The organism is Mangrovihabitans endophyticus (assembly GCF_014646155.1).
GTDB classification, from domain to species: domain Bacteria; phylum Actinomycetota; class Actinomycetes; order Mycobacteriales; family Micromonosporaceae; genus Actinoplanes; species Actinoplanes endophyticus.
Map to the genome: position 1 here is coordinate 290,067 of NZ_BMMX01000003.1, position 20,816 is coordinate 310,882.

Here is a 20,816-nt window from a genome sequence, read left to right on the forward strand (position 1 = left end):
CGGGCACCCGCATAGGCTGGCGTAGATGAATCTGGATCGGCTGTGGACCGGATTCGGGCGAAGCATCCGGCGGCATCCGCTGCTGGCCGACGCGTTGCTCGCGCTGGCCTTGGCCGTCGTGTCGGTCGGCATCATCTTCATCGATGCGCCGGCCCGCGCGCTGCCTGCCCCCGACGCGGGACAGGTCTTCGCCTTCGTCCTCGCCCTGGCCGCGATCACCATACGCCGCTGGTTCACCCTCACGAGCCTGGTTCTCGTCGTCGCTGCCGCCGTCGTCCTCCTCGTCTTGCAGCATCGGGAGAGGCCGGCACTGACCATAGCGGTAGCGGTGCTCACCTACACGTACGCCACCCGGGCTGATCGGCGGCGCGGGTGGATTGCCGCCGGCCTCACCGCGACCGTCCTGATCCTCGCCGACCTGCTATGGCACGAGAGCGGCGGCGATCGGTTCGCCATCTTCCTCTGGCCCGGCATCGGCGCGGCGGCAGGCGATGCCGCCCGCAGCCACCGGGCCTACATCGCCGAGGCGGAGGAACGCGCCCGGCAGGCGGAACAGTCCCGCGACGAGGAAGTCAGGTTACGTGTCGCCGAGGAGCGGATGCGGGTCGCCCGCGAGCTGCACGACGTCGTGGCCCACCGGATAGCAGCCGTCAAGGTGCAGGCGACCGGAGCACGGCACATCCTGACGTACCGGCCCGAGCAGGTAGCGCCCGCGCTCGACCACATCAGCCGGCTCTCCGACACCGTCCTGCGGGAAATGGGGTCGGTGATCGGGCTGCTGCGCCATTCCGCCAACGACGCCGTTCCCGGAAACGCCCCCGTGCCCGGCCTCTCGCGGCTTCGGGGCCTGCTCGACGAGTTCACCACCGCCGGCCTGCACATCCGGCACCGGCAGGTCGGCGCCGCCCGGACGCTGCCGGTTCTCGCGGACCTCGCCGCCTACCGGATCATCCAGGAAGGTCTGACGAACGCCCACAAGTACGGCGACGGCGCCGCCGACCTGACCGTCACCTACACCGCCGGCGGAGTCACCGTCGACATCCGCAACACCATCGGCGTACGGCCCGCCCCGCACGGCACCGGCTACGGCGTCATCGGGATGAGCGAACGAGTAGCCACGACCGGCGGCACCTTCACCGCGGGGCCGACCACGAAGGAGCATTACACCGTGCACGCCGAGCTGTCCGCCCCGATCGTGGCACCGGCACGATGACCATCCACCTGCTGCTCGCCGACGACCAGCCACTCATCCGCGCCGGTTTCAGGATGTTCGTCGACCCGGAGCCCGACGTCGAGGTGGTCGGCGAGGCCAGTTCCGGGGCAGAGGCCGTCGAGCTGGCCCGCGCGCTCAACGCAGACGTCGTCCTGATGGATCTGCGCATGCCGGAGATGGACGGTATCGAGGCCACCCGGCGCATAGCGAACGCCGACGACCTCGACGACGTCCGTGTCCTCGTGCTGACCACGTTCGACGACGACGAAAACGTCGTTCGTGCCCTGCGCGCCGGAGCCAGCGGCTTTCTCGGCAAACACGTCCAGCCCGCGGAGCTCGTGCACGCCATCCGCGTCGTGGCGGCCGGCGAGGCGTTGCTTTCCCCTGCCGCCACCAAGAGCCTGATCACCCGTTTCCTGGACCAGCCGACGTCCGAAGCCCTGCCGGACCACCCCGAACTGGAGAAACTCACCGCCCGCGAACAGGAAGTCCTCACCCTGGTGGCGTACGGCCTGACCAACGACGAGATCGCCGACCGGCTGTACGTTTCACCCTTCACCGTACGGTCGCACGTCGCCCGATCCATGACGAAACTCGGGGCCCGCGACCGCGCACAACTCGTGGTGATCGCCTATCAGGGCGGCCTGATCGCGCCGTGGCATGGCTGATGTCAGGGGTCGCCGCCCCGGTCGGCATCCACGCCGTACCCCGTCGAAGACCTGTCGCCCGCTCGGGCGGTGATGCGGAGGCCGGGCACCCGCCGGATGCGGTCCGCCGGATGCGGAACCCGATGCGAAATAATCCGTGGCGGGTTGTCGTATCGGCGGGATGTCGTTCGTGGTGATGGCAGGCGGTCATCGGAGCCGCCCGGAAAGTTGAGGAGAGCTGAGATGACGCACTACCTGCTGAGCGTGCATGGTCCGGCCGAGCGCAACGAGTTCGGCAACTACGGCTCCAAGCAGGAGATGGAGGAGGCGTTCGCCGCGACCGGAGCCTTCAACGACAAGCTGCAGGCCACGGGCTACTGGGTCTTCGCCGGCGGCCTTGCGGCGGCATCGACGGCGACCGTCGTGGACGGCCAGGGCGAGGCCCCGGTCCTGACCGACGGCCCGTACCTGGAGACCAAGGAGATCATCGGCGGTTTCTGGGTCATCGACGCGCCCGACCTGGACGTGGCGCTCAAGCTTGCCGCCGAGGGATCGAAGGCATGCCGCGGCAAGGTCGAGGTCCGGCCGTTCGACGGCCTCGCCTGAGCGGGCTCGGCCGGAAGAGCCCGGGGAAATAATGGACAGCGGGACGGCGGCCGTCGAGCGGGTCTTCCGCGAACAGTACGGCCGCCTGATCGCCTCGCTGGTACGCCGCTTCGGCGACATCGACATCGCCGAGGAAGCAGCCGGCGAGGCTCTGGTGGCCGCGCTGCAGCGATGGCCGGAGGCCGGTGTGCCGCCCAATCCCGGTGGCTGGCTGACCACCACCGCGGGTAACCGCGCGATCGACCAGATCCGCCGCGACAAGCAGCGCGACGCCAAGCATCAGGCGGCTCTCATGCAGTACGACGACTCGCCCCACGATTCCACCGGACCGATCGAGGACGACCGGCTACGGCTGTTGTTCACCTGCTGCCACCCGGCGCTGGCCCCGGACGCACGGATCGCGCTGACGCTGCGACTGCTCGGTGGACTGAGCACGCCCGAGATCGCGCAAGCGTTCCTCGTGCCCGAAACCACCATGGCGCAACGCCTCACCCGGGCGAAGAAGAAGATCGCGGCGGCGAAGGTGCCGTACCGGATACCCGAGACCACCGACCTGCCCGAACGGCTCGGCGGTGTGCTCACGGTACTGTTCCTGGTCTTCAACGAGGGCTACCTCGCCACCGGTGACGGCGACCCGGTTCGTGCCGAGCTCACCGGCGAGGCCATCCGGCTGACCCGGATCCTGCGCCAACTGCTGCCCGACCAGCCGGAGGTGACGGGTCTGCTCGGGCTGCTGGTGCTCATCGAGGCCCGGCGCGAGGCTCGCGTCCGCGATGGACAGTTGGTCCCACTCCTCGAACAGGACCGCGCCGGCTGGAACCGAGCCTTGATCGACGAAGGTCACACCCTGGTCCGCGAGTGCCTGGCGATCAACCAACCCGGCCGTTACCAGATACTGGCCGCGATCAACGCCGTCCACACCGACGCCTTCACCGCGGCGGACACCGACTGGTCGCAAGTCCTCGCCCTCTACGATCGGCTGACCCGGCTCGACCCGTCCCCGATCGTCGCGCTCAACCGCGCCGTCGCGGTCGCCGAACTCGACGGCCCGGCAGTTGCCCTCGCCCTGGTCGATCGGCTCCCACTGGCCGGCTACCACGCCTGGCACGCCACCCGCGCCGACCTGCTGCGCCGACTCGGCCGCAGTGCCGAAGCGAAACTGGCCTACGCCGCCGCCGTCGCCGCCACCCACAACTCCGCCGAGCGCGCTTACCTGACTCGCAAACGCGGCGAACTGGTCTGAGCGGCCACGGCCGAAGTCGACATCGGCCTCCACGCGACGGAGGATGTCCACGCGTCCGGCGTAGAATTCCGAGGAAGTCTCAACATCCGGCCAAGGCACCCGGGTGCGTCATGAGAACGGAAGGATCGACCGATGGGCGAATGGGCCGCGGAGGCTACCGATGGCGAGGCGATCACCCGGTTGGATACCGGTGTGGCGCATATCGCGCGGGTTTACGACTACCTGCTCGGTGGCAAGGACAACTTCGCCAGCGACCGCGTGGCGGGCGATGAACTCGTGAAGGTCATGCCCTCCATCGTGCCCGGTGTCCGTGGATGCCGCGGGTTCCTGGTCCGGGTGGTGCGGTACCTGGCGGCCGAGGCCGGAATCCGCCAGTTCCTCGACATCGGTACGGGACTGCCCACGGCGAACAACACCCACGAGACGGCCCAGCAGGCAGCCCCCGAGAGTCGGGTCGTGTACGTGGACAACGACCCCTTGGTACTGGTGCATGCACGGGCGCTGCTGACCAGCAGCCCGCAGGGGAAAACCGCGTACCTCGACGCCGACCTGCGCGATCCCGGGAAGATTCTTGAGGAAGCGGCCGACACTTTGGACTTCAGCCGTCCGGTCGCAGTCATGCTCGTCGGGGTGCTGCACTGCATCCCCGACGACGGCGATCCATGGGGGATCGTGGACCAGATCGTGGCGGCATTGTCGCCGGGCAGCTACCTGGTTGTCGGCCAGCCGGCCAACGATATCCAAGCCGAGGCCGAGGAGGGCGCCGCGGGACTGAACGACAGGCTCGCCGAACCTGTCACCTTCCGAACCCGCGACCAGATCGGCCGGTTCCTCAACGGGCTGGAGATCCTGGAACCCGGAATCGTCCAGTACCCGCACTGGCGGCCGGACCCCGACGCCGAGCCGATCCCGGACACCCCGGCCTGGTGCGCGGTCGCTCGCAAGAACTAGAACCCGCCAGCGCAGACCACGCGAGACAGGACCCCTGATGTCTGGTCCCGGCGAGGCCGAGCCACTATCGGCTATCGGCGCCCCCGGAGGATGACTTCGGCCCGGCCGTCGACCCGCATCTCCGCCCGGGTGCAGGCGGCCTTCGCGTCGGTGATCTCGCTGACCACGAGGGCGGCGGGTTCGACTCCGGCCCGCGCTGCAGCTTCACGGGCGTAGTCCGCCGCTGTTTCGAGCGGGTCGCAGCTATCCCTCAGGTGCTCTCTGAGGGCGCGGGCCAGCGAGGCCAGCGCCGGGTCGACGGACGTAGTGCCGTGCTCGACCGGGACGAGGACCACTCTGCGGGTCACGGCGTCGAGCGAGTAGTACGTGCACGTGTCGGTGCCGTCGGCCGCGCCACGCTCGGTCGTCACGGACCAGTCGTGGAGCCCGAGCCGGCTCAGCTCCCGCTCGGTGGCGGTCCGGGCAACCGCCAGCGGAAGACAATCCGACCGTAGGCCGTCGATCCGGTCATCGAGCGCGGCGTCCAGCTCGATCAGGGTGGGATCTTGGCTGACGCCCGGCTCCAGCCGCGTCCAACCTTTGTCCGGCAGGGTGCCGGCGGTGACGACGTCGGTCCCACCGTGCCCGTTGTCGTAGGCGACCAAGGGCGGGGCGTCGGCTCCGGTCTCCCGCTTCCACTCGGCGGCGCAGTCGGCGACCGGATCCCCCGTGATCGGCTTGACCACTGAGATCGAGCCGTCGGCGATGTGACACCCGTTGGCGGGGCCACCGTCGCCGCTACCGGTCAGCCCGGCCCAGGCCGCGCCACCGGCCGCCGCGACGGCGACACCGGCGAACACGGCGACCAGCCCGCGGGTCATCCGGGGCCGTTTGGCTCTCGGGGCCGCCGTCGCGGTGATCTGCTCGAACAAAGCTTGTCGAGCGTCCGGGTCGGCCTGCAGGCCGACCTCATGGTCGCTGATCAGCGACAGCCGACGGATGTATTCCTGCGTGCGGTGCTCGGTGTTCACAGCGCCTCCTGCACGGTTGGCTGTTCGGTGATCCGTCGGACGCCTCCGACTCCCTGCCGCGCGAGTTCGCGGGCGAACCGGGCGCGGGCCCGGTGCAGGCGGACCCGCGCCGTAGCCGGGGTGCATCCCAGCACGGAGCCGATCTGCGGCATGTCGAGTCCCTCCCAGCCGACGAGCAGCAGCAGCTCCCGATCGAGCTCGCTGAGCCGACGGAATGCCGCCGTGATGGCCGTGGCCTGCTCACCGGGTGCCGGTTCGGGCGGCATCGGCGCGACCGCGCGCGACAACCTCTCCCTGACGCGGCGGTAACGGTTCAGTCCTCGGTGATGGTTGGCCAGCACCCGGCGCGCGACGCCGTACAACCACAACCGGGCCTCGTCGTCCTCCGGCACGTCGGCCAACCGCCGCCACGCCGTCAGAAACGTCTCCGCTACAACATCGGCGGCGTCCTCCTGACTGTCGGTGCGGCGCAGCGCGTACCCCAACAACCGGTCGTAGTTCGCGTCGTATATTCGCCCGAAGCGGGCGACATCGTCGGACACCAGTCCTCCTTGACCGTCCGGCACCCGAGTAGGTGCTGCCAGGGTCATGTCCACCACTCCGGGAGCGTTACATCGGACCGCTCCGACGCGGCGAGATCCCCCATGGCCGGCCGTTGCGCAGGCAGCCTCCTCCGGCGGTTGAGTCGGCACAGCCGTGGCGCCGCACTCTGGGAGAAGCGCTTGTGAACGCTCGGCATGAATGCGCTCGGGCTGGTTACCGCATCGGAGAACTCGCCGGGGCGCACGCTCGGTCCACGACGAAGTAGATCAACGTCATGTCGATTGCGGAGTCGCGACGGGTGGGCCGACCGGAGGGTCGGTGGCAACGTTCATCGCTGCGGCGAGGATGGTCAGGATCGGGATCACCGCTTGGGGTGCGAGTTCGTACTCGCCGCGACGCTTCTGTGTGATCAGCCCCGCCCCCTGCAGCGCCCGCAGGTGATGGTAGAGCTGGCCGCTGGTCGTCTCCCCCTGGCTCGCGCCGAGCGCCTCCTGAAGGTCGACGTTGGTGCGGCGGCCCTCGCGCAGAAGCGCCCCGAGCAACGCCAGCCGCGGCAGGCTGCCGAGGGATTCCAGGATGCCGGCCGCCGGACCCCAGTCCGCCGGCAGTAGCTCGGCCAGCGGTATCTGCCTGGCCCAAAGCAGTTCCCTCCCGGCCACGTACCCCGCATAGCCCACCGTCCCGGGCAGGGACTGCTCCTCGGCCTCGCGGCGCCAGCCATGCAGCACCCCCATCAGCGGGTTCGCACCTCGCGCGGTACGCCTCGGCGCGGTTCCGCCGTCGATCCGGCTCTCCAGTCGGGCGATCCGTTGCTCAAGTTCGTCAAGCCTGTTGTCGCTCATGACCCTCTTTCGTTGCTCCGTAACTACGAACTAGCGTAGAGGACCGGCGGCAGGCTTGCAACGCAGGTTCAGAGAACGGCTGGAGCAAGCCTCGCGCGAGGATCGCGTCTTCCATTCGCCGATGAACCTCCTGGGCCTGCGCGCCGACTGAATGGGTGAAGGAGGGTCGATGACTGATGAGTTACTGGTGATCCGCTGTCAGTTGGGTGAGCGGGAAGCGTTCGCCGAGTTGGTACGAGACTGGCATCCGGTGGTCGAGCGATACGTCGGCCGGATGCTCGGCAGGTCTGACGATGACGTGGTGCAGGAGATCTGGCTGGCGGTCTTCAGGGGGCTGCCCGGGCTGCGGCAGCCGGACCGGTTCGCCCCCTGGTTCTACGTGGTCGCCCGTCGCGCCGTGATGAACCAGTTGCGAGAGCAGTACCGGCGGCCGGAGTCCGAACCGGTCGGTGACCCGCTGGAGGCCGATGAGGCGGATGGTGTCGTCGACCGGGAGACGCTGGCCAGAGCGTTGGCGGCGCTTCCGGCCAGAGAGCGGGAGGTACTGATGCTGTTCTACCTCGAGGATCTGCCGGTGGGCGTCTGCGCGCAGATCTGCGATGTTCCCGTCGGGACGGTGAAATCACGGCTGAACAGAGCCCGCAAGTTGTTGCACCTGGAACTGGTTCGGAAGGGATACCAGGCATGACTCCGAACGAAATCCTGGCGCGGCTGGAGGCGCCGTTGTCGTTGCGCAGGCGGGTTGGCTACGTGGCGGTGGGACTCGCGGGCCTTACCGGCAGCGCCTTGATCAGCCTGCTGTGGGCGACCGAACCCGCGTTGCCACCGCGCACGAAGGTCGCCTTCGCAGTTCTGGTGGCGATCGGTTTGAGCTGGGTGGCGGTGGCCGGCTGGGCCGTAACCCGGCGCACGCCGCTGTTCGCCCGAGATCGGGTGATAGCCGCATGGCTCGGCACCGGAGCCTGGCTGGTCTTCGCCGTAGGTTCGCTGATCCTCGCGGCCTCGCGGCACCGGTCGGAGCTCCCGCTGACCGGCGTCGTGGTCGCGCTGGGTCTGATGGCCGCCGTGAACCTGTGGTCAGCCCGCCGCCGGAGGCGGGCTTTGCTGCGCCGCAGAGAAAACCTGAACAGGCTCGGCGGCAACGAGTGAGCATCGCCCAGAAAATCCGTACCCCGCGCGGGCACCTCCGACCCCACGCAGCGCAGCATCCACTTGTCGGCACTGTCCACGGTCATGGTGCTGGTGCGCAGGAACCGGATTGGTTCGTCGCCGGCGACCCATGGCTCTGGGCGGCACCCGGATTCGTCGAGGGCGAGATGGACCAGGTCGGCGCGACCGCAGATAGGCGGCCACGCTGGTTACCACGTTTCGATTGCGCGAGGCCGTCTCTGCCGGCGAGCCGGAACGGCATCGGGCCGCGCTGATCGCCTGGCATCGTGCCGAGTTGGACGAGCCGGTGCTCGCCGATGAGGGCCCGCGGCACGGTGTGCGGATGCCCGCGCTCGGTGAGATCTACATCGATCCGGTCTTTCGGGTACGCCCCGGCGGGCCGATCACTCGCAGCAGCGTCCCGGCACCGGACTCCGTCACCGGGACGCACGGGCGGTTGTTTCCGCGCCGCCAATTGGTTGACCATCGCCAACCCCCTGGCCCGTCAATGACCCCGACCTGGAAAGCGTCTAGCGGTGGGGAGTGCGCAGGCCGTCAAGGACGATCGCGAGGAGGTGGCGGGCGCGGTCGGCGAACTCTTCCGCGTCGAGGCGGGACAGGTAGGTGATGAGGATGATGACGTCGCGGGCGTCGGCGTCCGGGCGGATCGTGCCGGCGAACTGGCCCGCCTGGAGCAGGCGGGTCACCGCGTCGCCGATCGGGCCGTGGCTGTGCGCGGAGAGATCGGCCCATGTCGCGCTCTCGACGGCCGCCATGACGTCGCGTTTGACCTGAGCGTAATCGGCGACGCGGTCGAACCAGCGGGCCAGTGCGGTCACCGGCTCGTGGGTCGCCAGCAGGGTGGTCGCCGCCTCCACGAGTTCGTCGACGTCAGTGCGGTAGACCTCGGCCAGGAGGTGGGCACGGGTGGGGAAGTGCCGGTACAGGGTGCCTTGGCCGACTCCGGCGCGCTGGGCTATGGCGTTGAGCTTGGCCTCCGCGTTTATCGCGATCTCGGCCCGGGCGGCGGCGAGGATCCGGTCGCGGTTGGCGGAGGCATCGGCGCGGGGCGGGGTCACCGGTACGTCGTATCACATCGCTGGGCAAGCGGACACGTGTCCGGCTAGCCTTCGGGTAAGCGGACACCTGTCCGCAAAGACGAGAGGTGGACGACGTGGAAAAGGTCGTGGCGATCACCGGGGCCAGCAGTGGAATCGGCGAGGCGACAGCGCGGCTCTTGGCCCGCAGCGGGGCGGTCGTGGCCCTCGGTGCCCGGCGGACCCAGCGGCTCGAAGCCCTTGCCGCCGAGCTGCGCGATCAAGGAGGAACGGTTTCTGTGCACCGGACCGACGTGACCAGCCGGGCCGATGTCGATGAATTCATCCAGGCGACCGCGAAGGAGTTCGGGCGGCTGGACGTGCTGGTGGCCAACGCCGGGATTGCCCGGACCGCGCCGCTGGCCGACCTGGATGTCGAGGGCTGGGATGCGATGATCGAGGTGAACCTGCGCGGTGTCCTGCACGGCATCGCGGCGGCGTTGCCCCTCTTCCGAGCGCAGGGCCGCGGGCATTTCGTGACAGTCGTATCGACCTCGGGGCTGAAGATCGTGTCCAACCAGGCGGTGTACGCGGGTACCAAGAACGCGGTCCGGACCGTGCTCGAAGCCCTGCGGCAGGAATCCACCGAAGGCGTGCTCCGCACGACGTCGATCTCGCCCGGCTACGTCCGCACCGAGCTGGCCGACCATATCGACGATCCGGCGCTGCGGGAGCACATCCAGCGCAACATGGCCGAGTTGGCGATCGCTCCCGAGGCCGTGGCCCGAGCGATCGCGTTCGCCATCGACCAGCCGGACGACGTGGAGATCGGTGACCTGACCATCCGGCCGACCCGGCAGGGTTGAGCGGGTGGTCGTCTTCGCTCTGCCGCCATCTCGATTCGATTCTGAGGGTGGGTAAGGGTGCACTCGGCTGTCAGGTCAGACGCGTGCCGGTAGCCGACCGGCCCGGGTCGGTGTCCTCAGGTGTCCTTGCCGTGGCTGGCGCGGTGAGAGATGACGGTGTCCATGTTGTCCTGGGCCCATGCGCGGAGGTGGCCCACCACCTGGTGCAGGGACACACCGAGCTCGGTGAGCTCGTAGGTGACCGTCACCGGCACGGTCGGGACGACGCTCCGCGACCGCGGTCATCGAGACGGACATCGGGAGAAGGCCCCACTATGAGCACCACCTCCACCAGCGACGCTACCGGCTCCACCCCCCTCGTTCTGCCCGGCGGGACGTGGACCCTGGGTGGGCGTGAGGTCACCCGCTTCGGCTACGGCGCGATGCAGTTAGCCGGTGCCTGGGTCATGGGCCCTCCGGCCGACCACGACGGTGCCCTCGCCGTCCTGCGCGCCGTCGTCGGTGCCGGCATCACCCATATCGATACCTCCGACGCCTACGGACCCCACATCACCAACGACCTCATCCGCGAAGCGCTGCACCCCTATCCCGGACCGCTGCTCGTCGCCACCAAGGTCGGCGCCAACCGCGACGCCCGGGGCGGCTGGCCCACCGCCCGGCGTCCCGAGGACCTGCGCCGTCAGGTCCAGGAGAACCTGCAGGCCCTGGGGGTGGACGTCCTGGACCTGGTGAACATTCGCATGGGCGACGCGAATGGCCCCCAGGTCGGCTCGATCGCCGAAGCCTTCGAGACCCTCGCCCAGCTCCAGCAGGACGGCCTGGTCCGTCACCTCGGGGTCAGCAACGTCACCGCCGGGCAGGTCGCCGAGGCCCGGGCGATCGCCCCGGTCGTGTGCGTGCAGAACATGTACAACCTCGCCGTGCGCCACGACGACGACCTGATCGACGATCTGGCCCGCGACGGCATCGCCTATGTGCCCTTCTTCCCTCTCGGCGGGTTCACGCCGCTGCAGTCCGACGCGCTGTCAGCCGTGGCGCAGCGGCGGTCGGCCACGCCGATGGCGGTGGCGTTGAGCTGGCTGCTGCAGCGTTCTCCGAATGTGCTGCTGATCCCGGGGACCAAGTCGGTGAAGCACCTGCGCGAGAACATCACCGGCGCAGCCACCATGCTGTCCGAGCAAGACCTGGCCGACCTGGACACCATCGGACGCTGAACAACCCCGAAGACGAGGGCTGAACCCGGCGCGCTGCCTGCGTGGGCGACGTGTCATGGTCACCGACCATCCGCCGTCGTGACGGACGAGCGGGTTTCGCCGCCAAACCATGGCGGCATTGCACGGGGGAGGAACCACCGGTCCGCGCGATTTCGGTAGTGAACCATAGCGGCGCTCTGGCCCGGAGCGGCGACGACGTTGACGGTCTCGCCGTTGTCCGGCTCACCGGGGTCCTCTCCGCACGCTGCGGCGACGACCGCGCGCAGGCAGCCCGAGTGGGTGGCGACCACGGTTGCTGTGGTGGGGTCGCCCCTGGCGATCAACCGGCCGATCGCGCGCCCGAACCGGAGGACGACGGCGACCGGTGGTTCGAACGAGGGAAGCGGTTGGCGCAGCCAGTAGCCGACCGGGTCACCTCCGAGGCGCTGACGTTCGAGGTATCGAGTGAAATCGGTGATCCAGTCCGCGGCCGCGTCGGCCTGCTCGATTTTCTGGTATAGGGCATGGGCTCCGGTCGGCTCCGTGATGGTTTCTCCGCACCTGATCAGGAAGTTGCTGAAGGCGGGATCGGGTTGAGGGGTTCCGGCCACTGGCGGCCCGGACGCGTCGGTCAGACCGGCGCGGAGAGCTTCGGCGGTCTCGCGCGCGCGTTCGGTCGGTGCGTGTCGTAGCACGATCCGGTCACGCCCGGCCAGGGCCCGCGCCAGCGCCGTTCCTCGCGTGTAGGCCTGGTGTTCGCCGCGGTCAGTCAGCCCGGCATCGTGATCGTATGTCCCGGTTTCGCCGTGCCGGACGAGTACGACCTCGATCTTGTCGGCACCGGCCACCGGCTCAGGCCTGAACCCAGGTCCGCGTCACGATGAGCCGGCGAAGGGTCCAGGTGGCTTCGTCGACGACGACGTCGTACTCGCCGAGGGTGTTGAGCACCGGTTCGGGCGTGAGCACGTAGCGGGTGTAGTGCGCTCGTGCGATCCAGGTGCCCGGGGTGTCGCCGGGCAGGACGAGCAGGTTCGACAGGTCGTGCCGGTGCTTGGTGGGATTGCCCCACAGCTTGGTGAACAAGGCCCGGGCGGTTTCCGGATCGTGGGAGGTCCCAGCGGGAAAGGACACCTCGGCCTGACCGAGGACGGCGACCGCAGCCTCGACGTCCTTGCGGTCGGCCGCCTCCAGGTAGGCGGCGAGCAGGTTGGCGATCTGGTGTCGTGCGACGGTGGTGTCGTCGAGCGAGCGCGTGGCGGTAGTCATGGTCAGCCTCCTTGATGTGCGGCCGGCGGCCCGGCCTGTCGGGACTGGTTCGAGGTCACGTTCGGCTTGCCCGGTTCTGGTCGTGGGTGAGACGTGAGCGCCATCCGGCTGCGGTTCAGCCGACGCCAGCCGGAGTCAGCACTTCCTCCCGCAGACGAAGGGCATCCTCGCCGTCGGGTACGACGAGCCAGTCGAGGTGCCCGTCGGCGTAGCGTTGCGCCACGCGTTCACGCAACTCTGCACGCTCGCCGAACAGTGTGTAGGCGCAGTCGTCCAGGTCGATGCGAGGGATGCCGAGCGCTTGCGCGTACCGCTCGGCGTATTTGTTTTTCTCCTCGCGTCCGCACAGACGCAGGGCGCTGAGCGTGACCGACGTCGTGCCGGATTCCTCCCGGCCGAGAGTGTGCCGCAGTTCCCGCCATCGGCGAGCGTGGTCGCGGACGGCCGCGACCGAGGTGCGCAACCGGCGGCGTGTGTCCGAGTCTCGCGCGCGGCAGCCCGACCGCGAAGCGCTTTGGGGTTCGATACCTGGAGGTGTGTTCACGTCGAGGTGGTCGCCATGTCGTGCGGCAAGTTCCAGCAGGCCCGACGAACCGCCGCCGAAGAGCAAGCGCGGCGCCTTGTCCAACGCCGGCGACAACGGAAACCCCGCGGCAGCGCCCTCTTCAGAAACGATCTTCCCGGCGAACAAGGACTGGGCGAGTTCGACCGTGCGGCCGAGCTCGTGGAGCCGGTCGCGCAGCGGGGGCATGGTCGAGCCCACCGCCTCGTACTCGATCGCGTTCCACCCTGCGCCGAATCCCGCCCACACACGATCGGCACCTGCCAGGGCCACGAGTTGCGCCACCTCCCGCAGAATGTGAACGGGATGGCGGATCGTGTAGTTACTCACGATCGTCGCGAGATCCAGCCGGTCGGAGAGGGCCGCGACGGCGGCGAGCAGCACATAGGGCTCGACGCGGCTCTGTGCCGGTGACCGCGTGGTCGACGAGCCGACCGAGAACAGGTGATCGCCGGCAACGACGCCGTCGATCCCGGCGTCGAGCCAGCGCGTTACTCGCTCGCGCAGGACCGCGACCTCGGTCGACGCACTGATTTTGACCAGAATCCGCATGGCGGGGCGGCTCCTACGAGCGGTGACCAGGGACACGGCGCAAAACAACCGTTTCGGGCCCATTACGTGTCGGGGTCAGCGTGGGCTCAACCGGACATGCTCACCATTATGCACATCTTGAGCGTGTCGGCCAGTGCAGAGAAATGTCCGTATCGAGAGGTTTGTCCGCGAGGTTGAGTCTGGTTCTCCGGCTGGACGGCGTAACGCAGCAGCACGTTCACTTGAGATTGTCCGCTTGGTGAAGCGAGAGATTATCCGCTCACGCCTTGACTTGTTCATTGAGCTTTCGCCGGGTAAGAGATGTGACGTTCGGTGAGGATGCCTCCCGGGCTGCACCGGCAACGTTGCCCGCGTCATCTCGACCCGGCAAAAAAATTCCGTGGTCAGCCTGCTCGGAGTCCACAACACCGGCAAAATCGCTGCCGCACTGCGGCACAACGTCGGCAAACCATCGGCTCCCTAAATTCTTAGCGCTTGACCAGCCTAAACGCTCACTCAGCAAGCTTTGCCGTGCCTGCGCCTCTTGACATGGCTATTTAAGGAGGTCGATGGTATTCGTCGTACGTTGGCACATCGCCCTCCTCGGCGGCCACACCCTGTCGGGAACGAAGGAGTGGTATGCACCCCGAGAAATTGGATGAGGCGTTTCGCAGGGGCCTCGACTTGCCGTCCGGCACAGATCTGATGTCCATCCGCTATGCGAACCATCCTCATTGGGACTCCCTCGGTCATCTGTCTTTGGTTGTGGCACTCGAAGAAGCGTTCGAGGTCGAATTTGAAGAGGATGAGGTCTTGACGCTGGACAGTTACCACGCGGCGGCCGAAATGATCGCCAAGAAGAAGGCGGGCCAGTTGTGACAGTGCTGGGGTGGATGACAGACCCCCCGCCTGCCCCGGCGCTGGTTGATGCGGCCACCGGTCACGTGCTCGACTACCGGGAACTGGCCGACCGCGTGAGCAGCCTCGCGGAGATGATGCGCCGCCCGCGGAAGTCGCTCGTGATCTGCCTGTGCCGTCCCGACGTGGACACGGCGCTTGTCTACCTCGCGAGCCTCTACGCAGGGCACGCAGTGCTCTTGACCAGCGTGGCGCGGCCGGAGTCCGCCGCGGTGCTGGCCGAAAGGCTCGGGGCGACGTTCGTCGTCGGTCCGCACTGCCAGATCCAGGATCTCAAGCAGCACGGCGATGTACATCCCGATCTCGCGGTGCTGCTCGCCACGTCCGGCTCGACGGGCAACGCCAAGTATGTCCGGCTCAGCCGCGCTGCTATCGACGCCAACGCCGCGCAGATCACCAGTGCGCTCGATCTCAATGCAACGGCACGTGCGGTGCAAAGCCTGCCGCTGCACTATTCCTACGGCCTCTCCGTGCTCAACTCGCATCTCCACGCACGGGGATCGATTATGTTCTCCGGACATGGCCTCGTGACCCGCCGTTTCTGGGCCGACGTCCGCGCACACGAGTGCACCGGACTCGCGGGCGTCCCGTACTCCTTCACGATAATGGACCGTATCGGATTCTCCGGCATGGAGCTTCCGGCTCTGCGGACCGTGACGCACGCCGGCGGCAGAATGGCGAAGGAAGCCATTGTGCGCTACGCCACATTGATGGCGGAACGGGGCGGTCGCTTCTATTCCATGTATGGGCAGACCGAGGCGACGGCACGGATGTCTGTGGTCCCTTGGACGCATGCCGTGACGAAAGCAGGGACGATCGGCGTGCCGATACCCCACGGCAATTTCGACATAGCCGAGGATGGCGAATTGGTCTACCGCGGGCCCAACGTCATGATGGGATACGCCGAATCGGCCAGCGATCTCGCCCTGGGAGATGTCACCGCGGGCAGCTTGCACACCGGCGACCTGGGACAACGGGACAAAGATGGGTTCTATCGCATAGTCGGCAGAAAAAGCAGGATCGCGAAGATCGCTGGTTACCGGATCAACCTCGACGACGTCGAGGCCGTGGCGACCACCAGCCCCATGGTTGCGGTCGAGCACAACGAACAGATCGTGATCGTCCGTGAACGAGAAGCCAGTGGCATGAGCGCCGAGGAGCTGTCGAGGCACGTCGGCGAGTTCGTCGGGCTCCCTTCGCGGTTCTTCCGGGTGGAAGACGTCGACGCGCTGCCGATGACCGGCAGCGGCAAGGTCGATCTTCCCGCCGTCTCCGAAGGAGTGGTCCAGAGCTCGTGACCGACACTCGAACCAGCCCCGCACCATCACCGAAGCCAACCGGCCGTCCAGCCGCCCCGTCGAGCGTGCCGACGGCCACGGTCACCCCGGCCGCGGTGGCCGACGCCACAACCCGCTACCTCGGTCACACCGGCCCCGACACTGTGGCCGGCATCGGAGTCGCCACCTGGCTCAACGTCAGCCGGTTCGTCGAAGCCACCGGCGACACCGATCCGCTGTACACCGATGTCCAGTACGGTGCCGGATCGGTACACGGGACGATGCTCGCGCCCCCGACATTCGTCCTCGCTGTCCGTCGCCCCAGTTCCTCGGGTGCGCTCGACACCATGGCCGGGCATGACCTCGTGGAGCGCACCGAGTCGATGAGAGCGACGTGGAGCGACCGGATACCGCTGGGCGCGCGGCTCGGCGCTCGCTCGTCCATTGTGGATGCCACGCATGATCCGGGTTCGCCTGCCACGACCCGGATCACCACTGAGACCGGCTACACCATCGATGGGCGGCCGGTGGCCGAGGTCGCCGCGACTGTGGCCGTCCGCGAGCGTGATCTGCAGAAGCGCGGGATCCACCGGTATTCGGCGGCCGACGTGGACGAGCTCGTTCATCGTCTGGAGAACGAGCCGGCCGGTCGGGGGCCGCGCCCGCGGTTCTGGAGCGAGAGCCATCCCGGCGATCCGTTGCCCGAACTGCTCAAGGGACCGTTGACGTTCTCCGACCTGTTCGTGTGGACCATCGCCGAGGCGCGCTCGGTACAGGCGGGCAATCTGCATCTGAAAGCCCTCGCCTCTCTGCCGGGACGATGGCGCCGCAACCCGGAGACCGGCTGGACTCGCTGGGACCGCCACGACGCGTGGATCGACTCGGCGGCGTCACACGAGGCCGGCCTCGGCGCGCCCATCGCGCCGACGGAACTGGTCTTCGCCCTCGCCGGCCAGCACCTCACGCACTGGGCCGGAGATGCCGGGTTCCTGTGGCGCCTGCGGCTGCGCATGTCCACGCCGCTGCTCTACGGCGACTGCCTCCATCTCGCGGGTCGGGTGGCTGACCGCTGGCACCAGGAAGCCCCGTCGGAAGACGAGCGGCACGCCGTGCTGCTCACCACCACAGGAACCAACCAGCGTGGTGAAACCGTCTTCGCCGCCGACGCGACCGTGCTGCTTCCCGAACCGGGCCGCTCGGTGGAACTGCCCCTGACCGGCACCCCACGACTGCGGAGCATCTGATGGAGCAGACCTTCAACGAGGCCCTTGAGGAGTTCCTCAAGCGGAGCCGGGAACTCCTGCATCACGAAAGCCAGGAGGACGTCCCACCTCCGCACCCCGCGCCGCTCGGACGCAACCGGGTACCCGTGCCCTCAGCATTCCTCCTGACACCAGAGTCGATCAGCCGGTACGCCGCGACCATCGGAGACGACAACCCGGTCTACACCGACGATCGCTACGCCCGGGGGACCCGTCACGGCAGCCTCATCGCGCCGGGCCCGATCCTCGTGCACGCACGCTATCCCGGCGACCACGGCGCCCAGCGCGCCATCGGCTATCCGGTCGCCAACTTCCTCTCCGGCGTCGCATGGGATTTCTATGACGTCTTGCGGCCGGGCATGCAGTTCGAGTCCTCGAAGATTCCGCGCGAGCTCGTGGTGTCCGGCGGCCGGCAGGGGCGCACGATTTCTCACCACTCCGAGACTTTCTACTGGGACAACCGCGGCGAGCTGAAGGCGAAGTCCTACGGCCGGCTGTTGCACATTCCGGTGGAACAGATGGGCGGGCGGCGCGTCATGCCGCCGGACCGGCTCGGCGAGCGCATGTTCTACGACTACAAGCCTTATCAGTACAGCGACGCCGAGATCGCCGCGATCGACACGGCGCTCGCGGGCGAGACGCGGCGCGGCGCGGCGCCACGCTGGTGGGAGGAAGTCTCGGTCGACGACGAACTACCACCCATCGTCCAGCCGCCTTACACGGTGCGCGACGAGATGACCTACCAGTCGCTGCACCACGGGCTGAACGCCGCGTTCGACGGCACCCGCTTGGTGCGGGCGTTTCGTCCCGCGTACGAACGGTGCCGCGAGAACCCGGACTTCGCCCGGACCCACCCCGTCACGGGCTGGCCGTACACGCCCTATGACGAGCACGAGGATCGTCATCTCTCGGCCTACCGGTGCGAGCCGCTGCCGTTCGACTTCGGCGTGCAACGCGCTCAGATTCCCATCCGGCTGCTGACGAACTGGGCCGGCGACGACGCGTTCGTCCGGCGCATGTACACCTCCATGCGACGCCCGGTCTTCTACGGCGACACCGTCTCGTTCATCGGGGTCGTGCGCCGCAAGTACCGGCTGGACTTGGCCGACGAGCACGGTCGCGCAGCGGCATATCACGCCGTGGCCGTCGAGATCACCGGCGTCAACCAACGGGGCGAGATTCACTGCCTCGGCTACGGCTCGGTCCTGTTGCCGTCACGGGAATCCGGCCCGCCACAGCTACCCCTGCCCCACGACGACCGCCCGTCCTATGTCCCGTTCGACACCCACCGCCGCGCGGAGTGGTTCTGATGACCTCGACCGTCGGCCTGCCCGCCCGGCTCGGGGGCAGGCCCGTCGTGTCCGCGGACGCCCACCGACCGTGGCCTCAGATCACCGACGACGACCGTCGCGCACTTGAGCGAGTGCTGACCCGCGGGGTGCTGGCCGGCCCGAACGCGCCGGAGCTGCGGGCGCTGGAAGAGGAGTACGCGGAACTCGTCGGAGTGCGCCACTGTGTGTTCACCGGCAGCGGCACCTCGTCGTTGCATGCCGCGCTGGCGGCAGTCGGGGTCCGCGCCGGTGACGAGGTGATCGTGCCTGCTTTCACCTTCGTGGCCTCCGGGCTTGCCGCCGTGCATCAGGGGGCCGATGTGGTGTTCTGCGATGTCGACCCGCGCACCTACAACCTCGACGCGAAAGCGCTGGCGGCATGCATCTCCGAACGGACAGCGGCGATCATGGCCGTTCACGCTCACGGGCAGCCCGCCGACATGGACGACATCCTCGCCGTCGCCGCGCGCCACGGCGTGCCCGTTGTGGAGGACAACGCGCAGGCACACGGGATCCGCTACCGGGGGCGAATGGCGGGCAGCCTCGGCGCCGCGTCCGGGGGCAGCATCAACGTCTCCAAGAATCTCTCGGGTGGTGAGGGCGGTCTGTTCACCACCGATGACGACGACGGGGCGCTGGTTGCGCGGCGCATGGTCCTCTACGGCGAGGATGTGCTCCCTGGTGTGATCCGCCCCTACTGGTCGCACGGTGTCGGCTACAACTACCGCGGGCAGGAGATGGTGGCGGCGTTCGCCCGCAGCCAGCTACCCAGGTTGCGGGAGTTCAACGCCCGCGCGATGGCGAACGCCGCGATCCTCGACGCCGGCCTGCGCGACCTGCCCGGCATCCGACCGCCGTTCGTGCACCCCGACCGTGAGGCGTCCTACTGGCGATACGCCACCCAGCTCGACCCAGAAGCCCTGGGGTACGACGGCGACGTCCGCGACCTGCGCGACACCGTCATGCATGCCTTGGGTGACGAGGGCGTCGAGGTGAACATCTGGCAGCCGCAGCCGGTGCCGGCCCAGCCGGTGTTCCGGCGGCGCTCCCACACTGTGTGGCACCCCCGCGTGGAAGCCGAGCCGCTGTCGGAGTGGCATGGCGATGCCTTCCCCGCGGCGTCGCGGATCTGCGACACGACCGTGAACCTCGGCGCCGTCTTCAAACCCCTCTACGTCCAGACCGCCCAGCTCATGGAGTCCTACGTCGAGGCCATCCACAAGGTCTTCGCTCACCTCGACCTGCTCCTCGAACTGCCCGCCAACCCTCAGCCCCGCAACACCGCTCGACCCAACACCCCGTTCCCCGCACAGACCCACACGCGCTAGGAGACCAGGATGAAGCTCGCAATCGCTGGCGTCGGGAACAACATCTCGGCCCTGATCCAGGGGATCGCCTACTACGGCATGCTCGACGCGGAAGCGTTGCCCGGCGTTGCCCGTCCCGTCCTCGGCGGCATCGCCGTCACCGACATCGAAACGGTGGCCGTCTTCGACCTGGCTCCCAACAAGGTCGGCAAGAAGCTCTCCGATGCGATGTTCGCCGAGCCGAACAACTACCCGAAGTTGGAGACTCCGGGGCCTGCCAGCGACCCCGAAGTCACCTTCGGCATCGCCGACCCCACCGACCGCAGTCAGATCGACGCCGTCGCGCAGGTGTTGCGGGACAGCGGCGCGGAGGTCTTTCTCTACTCGCTGCCGACCGGGCTCCCGGAGCTGGCCGCGGCGTACGGTCGCGCTGCGGTCGACGCAGGCGTCGCGGTGGTCAACTGCACGCCCGACCCGATCGCCGGGTTGCCCGCCCTGTTCGCCGAGGCCCGCGAGAAGAACATCCCGATGGTGGGCGATGACCTGCAGAGCCACATCGGCAGCTCGATCGTGCACGGCACCGTGCTCTCCCTGCTCGAGGAGCGGGGCATTACGCTGACCGGCTCGTACCAGCTCAACATCGGCGGCAACGCCGACTTCAAGAACCTGCGCGAGCACGGCGGCAACAAGGAGGCCTCGAAGCACCGGGCCCTGCGCCAGAAGGTCGGCAACACCGATTCGGTCACCGTCATCCCCTCGGCCGGGTTTGTCGCCCACCTCCACGACCGCAAGATCGCGCACATGTCCGTGGAAGGACGGGGCTGGGCCGGCATGCCCGTCCGGCTCGAAATCTCCTTGCAGGTCCAGGACTCCAGCAATGCGGCAGGTGTGATCATCGACCTCATCCGGATCGCGGCGATCGCCGCGCGCCGCGGCGAGGGGGGCTTCCCGGTGGCCGCCACGCAGCTACTGAAGTCACCCCAGATGCTTACCGAATGGCACGAGCAGGTCCCCAGTGGGCGCGCCGCGCTGTCCGCCCTCGCCGCCGACCATGCCTGAACG

At 68.3% G+C, this 20,816-nt stretch carries 23 protein-coding genes; 15 read left to right on the forward strand and 8 right to left on the reverse strand.

Annotated features, from left to right (window positions below; translation table 11 throughout):
- The first annotated feature begins 25 nt into the window (after positions 1 to 25).
- The 5 genes from IEY73_RS07480 to IEY73_RS07500 all read left to right on the forward strand — a co-directional run bounded on the left by IEY73_RS07480 (position 26) and on the right by IEY73_RS07500 (position 4,660).
- A complete protein-coding gene (locus tag IEY73_RS07480; RefSeq protein ID WP_189078336.1) occupies positions 26 to 1,213 on the forward strand; it encodes a sensor histidine kinase in 1,188 nt (395 codons plus the stop codon).
- Positions 1,210 to 1,881 (forward strand): response regulator, encoded by a 672-nt coding sequence (locus IEY73_RS07485; RefSeq protein ID WP_189078337.1) that lies wholly within the window; start codon positions 1,210 to 1,212, stop codon positions 1,879 to 1,881. The genes IEY73_RS07480 and IEY73_RS07485 overlap by 4 nt, the downstream gene beginning before the upstream one ends.
- Positions 1,882 to 2,103: 222 nt before the next feature.
- Entirely contained in the window at positions 2,104 to 2,466 is a 363-nt protein-coding gene (locus tag IEY73_RS07490; protein WP_189078338.1) for a YciI family protein, read from the forward strand.
- Between the two features lie 31 nt (positions 2,467 to 2,497).
- On the forward strand, positions 2,498 to 3,709 hold the full coding sequence (locus IEY73_RS07495; protein ID WP_189078339.1) for an RNA polymerase sigma factor: 1,212 nt from the start codon (positions 2,498 to 2,500) through the stop codon (positions 3,707 to 3,709).
- Between the two features lie 132 nt (positions 3,710 to 3,841).
- Positions 3,842 to 4,660, forward strand: a complete 819-nt coding sequence (locus tag IEY73_RS07500) for an SAM-dependent methyltransferase (protein ID WP_189078340.1) — start codon at positions 3,842 to 3,844, stop codon at positions 4,658 to 4,660.
- Positions 4,661 to 4,731: 71 nt separating this feature from the next.
- Here the strand turns inward: IEY73_RS07500 and IEY73_RS07505 are convergent, their stop codons facing one another.
- From IEY73_RS07505 to IEY73_RS07515, 3 genes are all read right to left on the reverse strand, one after another.
- The gene (locus IEY73_RS07505; RefSeq protein ID WP_189078341.1) at positions 4,732 to 5,670 is read right to left on the reverse strand and encodes a hypothetical protein; all 939 of its coding nucleotides are present in this window, start codon (positions 5,668 to 5,670) and stop codon (positions 4,732 to 4,734) included.
- Positions 5,667 to 6,212, reverse strand: a complete 546-nt coding sequence (locus tag IEY73_RS07510) for an RNA polymerase sigma factor (protein WP_229715646.1) — start codon at positions 6,210 to 6,212, stop codon at positions 5,667 to 5,669. The genes IEY73_RS07505 and IEY73_RS07510 overlap by 4 nt, the downstream gene beginning before the upstream one ends.
- Before the next feature lie 273 nt (positions 6,213 to 6,485).
- Positions 6,486 to 7,055 carry an ArsR/SmtB family transcription factor gene (locus IEY73_RS07515; RefSeq protein ID WP_189078342.1) on the reverse strand — a complete coding sequence of 190 codons (570 nt, stop codon included), beginning with the start codon at positions 7,053 to 7,055 and terminating at the stop codon, positions 6,486 to 6,488.
- Between the two features lie 169 nt (positions 7,056 to 7,224).
- On the opposite strand from IEY73_RS07515, the gene IEY73_RS07520 reads away from it, so the two are divergent.
- Complete coding sequence (locus IEY73_RS07520) at positions 7,225 to 7,743, forward strand: RNA polymerase sigma factor (RefSeq protein WP_189078343.1); 519 nt, start codon at positions 7,225 to 7,227, stop codon at positions 7,741 to 7,743.
- Entirely contained in the window at positions 7,740 to 8,204 is a 465-nt protein-coding gene (locus tag IEY73_RS07525; protein WP_229715647.1) for a hypothetical protein, read from the forward strand. Before IEY73_RS07520 ends, IEY73_RS07525 begins: the two co-directional genes overlap by 4 nt.
- Before the next feature lie 530 nt (positions 8,205 to 8,734).
- On the opposite strand, the gene IEY73_RS07530 is transcribed toward IEY73_RS07525, so the two are convergent.
- Positions 8,735 to 9,283 (reverse strand): TetR/AcrR family transcriptional regulator, encoded by a 549-nt coding sequence (locus tag IEY73_RS07530; protein ID WP_189078344.1) that lies wholly within the window; start codon positions 9,281 to 9,283, stop codon positions 8,735 to 8,737.
- An 86-nt stretch (positions 9,284 to 9,369) separates the two neighbouring features.
- Between IEY73_RS07530 and IEY73_RS07535 the strand changes: the two genes are divergently transcribed.
- Positions 9,370 to 10,107 (forward strand): SDR family oxidoreductase, encoded by a 738-nt coding sequence (locus IEY73_RS07535; protein WP_189078345.1) that lies wholly within the window; start codon positions 9,370 to 9,372, stop codon positions 10,105 to 10,107.
- A 116-nt stretch (positions 10,108 to 10,223) separates the two neighbouring features.
- Here IEY73_RS07535 and IEY73_RS07540 read toward each other — a convergent pair whose 3' ends face one another.
- Complete coding sequence (locus IEY73_RS07540; RefSeq protein WP_189078346.1) at positions 10,224 to 10,361, reverse strand: winged helix-turn-helix transcriptional regulator; 138 nt, start codon at positions 10,359 to 10,361, stop codon at positions 10,224 to 10,226.
- Positions 10,362 to 10,421: 60 nt separating this feature from the next.
- Here IEY73_RS07540 and IEY73_RS07545 point away from each other — a divergent pair, with 60 nt between their 5' ends.
- Complete coding sequence (locus tag IEY73_RS07545; RefSeq protein ID WP_306661473.1) at positions 10,422 to 11,321, forward strand: oxidoreductase; 900 nt, start codon at positions 10,422 to 10,424, stop codon at positions 11,319 to 11,321.
- Positions 11,322 to 11,380: 59 nt separating this feature from the next.
- Here IEY73_RS07545 and IEY73_RS07550 read toward each other — a convergent pair whose 3' ends face one another.
- From IEY73_RS07550 to IEY73_RS07560, 3 genes are all read right to left on the reverse strand, one after another.
- A complete protein-coding gene (locus IEY73_RS07550) occupies positions 11,381 to 12,148 on the reverse strand; it encodes a histidine phosphatase family protein (protein WP_189078347.1) in 768 nt (255 codons plus the stop codon).
- Positions 12,149 to 12,152: 4 nt separating this feature from the next.
- Entirely contained in the window at positions 12,153 to 12,566 is a 414-nt protein-coding gene (locus IEY73_RS07555; protein ID WP_189078348.1) for a nuclear transport factor 2 family protein, read from the reverse strand.
- A gap of 115 nt (positions 12,567 to 12,681) precedes the next feature.
- Positions 12,682 to 13,680, reverse strand: a complete 999-nt coding sequence (locus IEY73_RS07560; RefSeq protein WP_189078349.1) for an LLM class flavin-dependent oxidoreductase — start codon at positions 13,678 to 13,680, stop codon at positions 12,682 to 12,684.
- Positions 13,681 to 14,298: 618 nt separating this feature from the next.
- On the opposite strand from IEY73_RS07560, the gene IEY73_RS07565 reads away from it, so the two are divergent.
- The 6 genes from IEY73_RS07565 to IEY73_RS07590 are packed head-to-tail and all read left to right on the forward strand — an operon-like array spanning position 14,299 to position 20,813.
- Positions 14,299 to 14,538, forward strand: a complete 240-nt coding sequence (locus tag IEY73_RS07565; protein WP_189078350.1) for an acyl carrier protein — start codon at positions 14,299 to 14,301, stop codon at positions 14,536 to 14,538.
- A 14-nt stretch (positions 14,539 to 14,552) separates the two neighbouring features.
- Positions 14,553 to 15,875, forward strand: coding sequence for an AMP-binding protein (locus IEY73_RS07570; RefSeq protein ID WP_189078351.1), 1,323 nt, complete (start codon positions 14,553 to 14,555; stop codon positions 15,873 to 15,875).
- Positions 15,872 to 17,098, forward strand: coding sequence for a MaoC family dehydratase (locus IEY73_RS07575; protein ID WP_189078352.1), 1,227 nt, complete (start codon positions 15,872 to 15,874; stop codon positions 17,096 to 17,098). Before IEY73_RS07570 ends, IEY73_RS07575 begins: the two co-directional genes overlap by 4 nt.
- A complete protein-coding gene (locus tag IEY73_RS07580) occupies positions 17,098 to 18,426 on the forward strand; it encodes an FAS1-like dehydratase domain-containing protein (RefSeq protein ID WP_189078353.1) in 1,329 nt (442 codons plus the stop codon). The genes IEY73_RS07575 and IEY73_RS07580 overlap by 1 nt, the downstream gene beginning before the upstream one ends.
- Positions 18,426 to 19,775, forward strand: a complete 1,350-nt coding sequence (locus IEY73_RS07585) for a DegT/DnrJ/EryC1/StrS family aminotransferase (RefSeq protein WP_189078354.1) — start codon at positions 18,426 to 18,428, stop codon at positions 19,773 to 19,775. Before IEY73_RS07580 ends, IEY73_RS07585 begins: the two co-directional genes overlap by 1 nt.
- A 9-nt stretch (positions 19,776 to 19,784) precedes the next feature.
- On the forward strand, positions 19,785 to 20,813 hold the full coding sequence (locus IEY73_RS07590) for an inositol-3-phosphate synthase (protein WP_189078355.1): 1,029 nt from the start codon (positions 19,785 to 19,787) through the stop codon (positions 20,811 to 20,813).
- Positions 20,814 to 20,816: the final 3 nt, after the last annotated feature.

Excerpts from the sequence above, each read along its gene's own strand:
- IEY73_RS07480 (WP_189078336.1), top strand. The coding sequence starts at position 26 with ATGAATCTGGATCGGCTGTGGACCGGATTCGGGCGAAGCATCCGGCGG.
- IEY73_RS07485 (WP_189078337.1), top strand. The coding sequence starts at position 1,210 with ATGACCATCCACCTGCTGCTCGCCGACGACCAGCCACTCATCCGCGCC.
- IEY73_RS07490 (WP_189078338.1), top strand. The coding sequence starts at position 2,104 with ATGACGCACTACCTGCTGAGCGTGCATGGTCCGGCCGAGCGCAACGAG.
- IEY73_RS07495 (WP_189078339.1), top strand. The coding sequence starts at position 2,498 with ATGGACAGCGGGACGGCGGCCGTCGAGCGGGTCTTCCGCGAACAGTAC.
- IEY73_RS07500 (WP_189078340.1), top strand. The coding sequence starts at position 3,842 with ATGGGCGAATGGGCCGCGGAGGCTACCGATGGCGAGGCGATCACCCGG.
- IEY73_RS07515 (WP_189078342.1), bottom strand. The coding sequence starts at position 7,055 with ATGAGCGACAACAGGCTTGACGAACTTGAGCAACGGATCGCCCGACTG.
- IEY73_RS07520 (WP_189078343.1), top strand. The coding sequence starts at position 7,225 with ATGACTGATGAGTTACTGGTGATCCGCTGTCAGTTGGGTGAGCGGGAA.
- IEY73_RS07525 (WP_229715647.1), top strand. The coding sequence starts at position 7,740 with ATGACTCCGAACGAAATCCTGGCGCGGCTGGAGGCGCCGTTGTCGTTG.
- IEY73_RS07545 (WP_306661473.1), top strand. The coding sequence starts at position 10,422 with ATGAGCACCACCTCCACCAGCGACGCTACCGGCTCCACCCCCCTCGTT.
- IEY73_RS07555 (WP_189078348.1), bottom strand. The coding sequence starts at position 12,566 with ATGACTACCGCCACGCGCTCGCTCGACGACACCACCGTCGCACGACAC.
- IEY73_RS07560 (WP_189078349.1), bottom strand. The coding sequence starts at position 13,680 with ATGCGGATTCTGGTCAAAATCAGTGCGTCGACCGAGGTCGCGGTCCTG.
- IEY73_RS07565 (WP_189078350.1), top strand. The coding sequence starts at position 14,299 with ATGCACCCCGAGAAATTGGATGAGGCGTTTCGCAGGGGCCTCGACTTG.
- IEY73_RS07570 (WP_189078351.1), top strand. The coding sequence starts at position 14,553 with ATGACAGACCCCCCGCCTGCCCCGGCGCTGGTTGATGCGGCCACCGGT.
- IEY73_RS07580 (WP_189078353.1), top strand. The coding sequence starts at position 17,098 with ATGGAGCAGACCTTCAACGAGGCCCTTGAGGAGTTCCTCAAGCGGAGC.
- IEY73_RS07585 (WP_189078354.1), top strand. The coding sequence starts at position 18,426 with ATGACCTCGACCGTCGGCCTGCCCGCCCGGCTCGGGGGCAGGCCCGTC.
- IEY73_RS07590 (WP_189078355.1), top strand. The coding sequence starts at position 19,785 with ATGAAGCTCGCAATCGCTGGCGTCGGGAACAACATCTCGGCCCTGATC.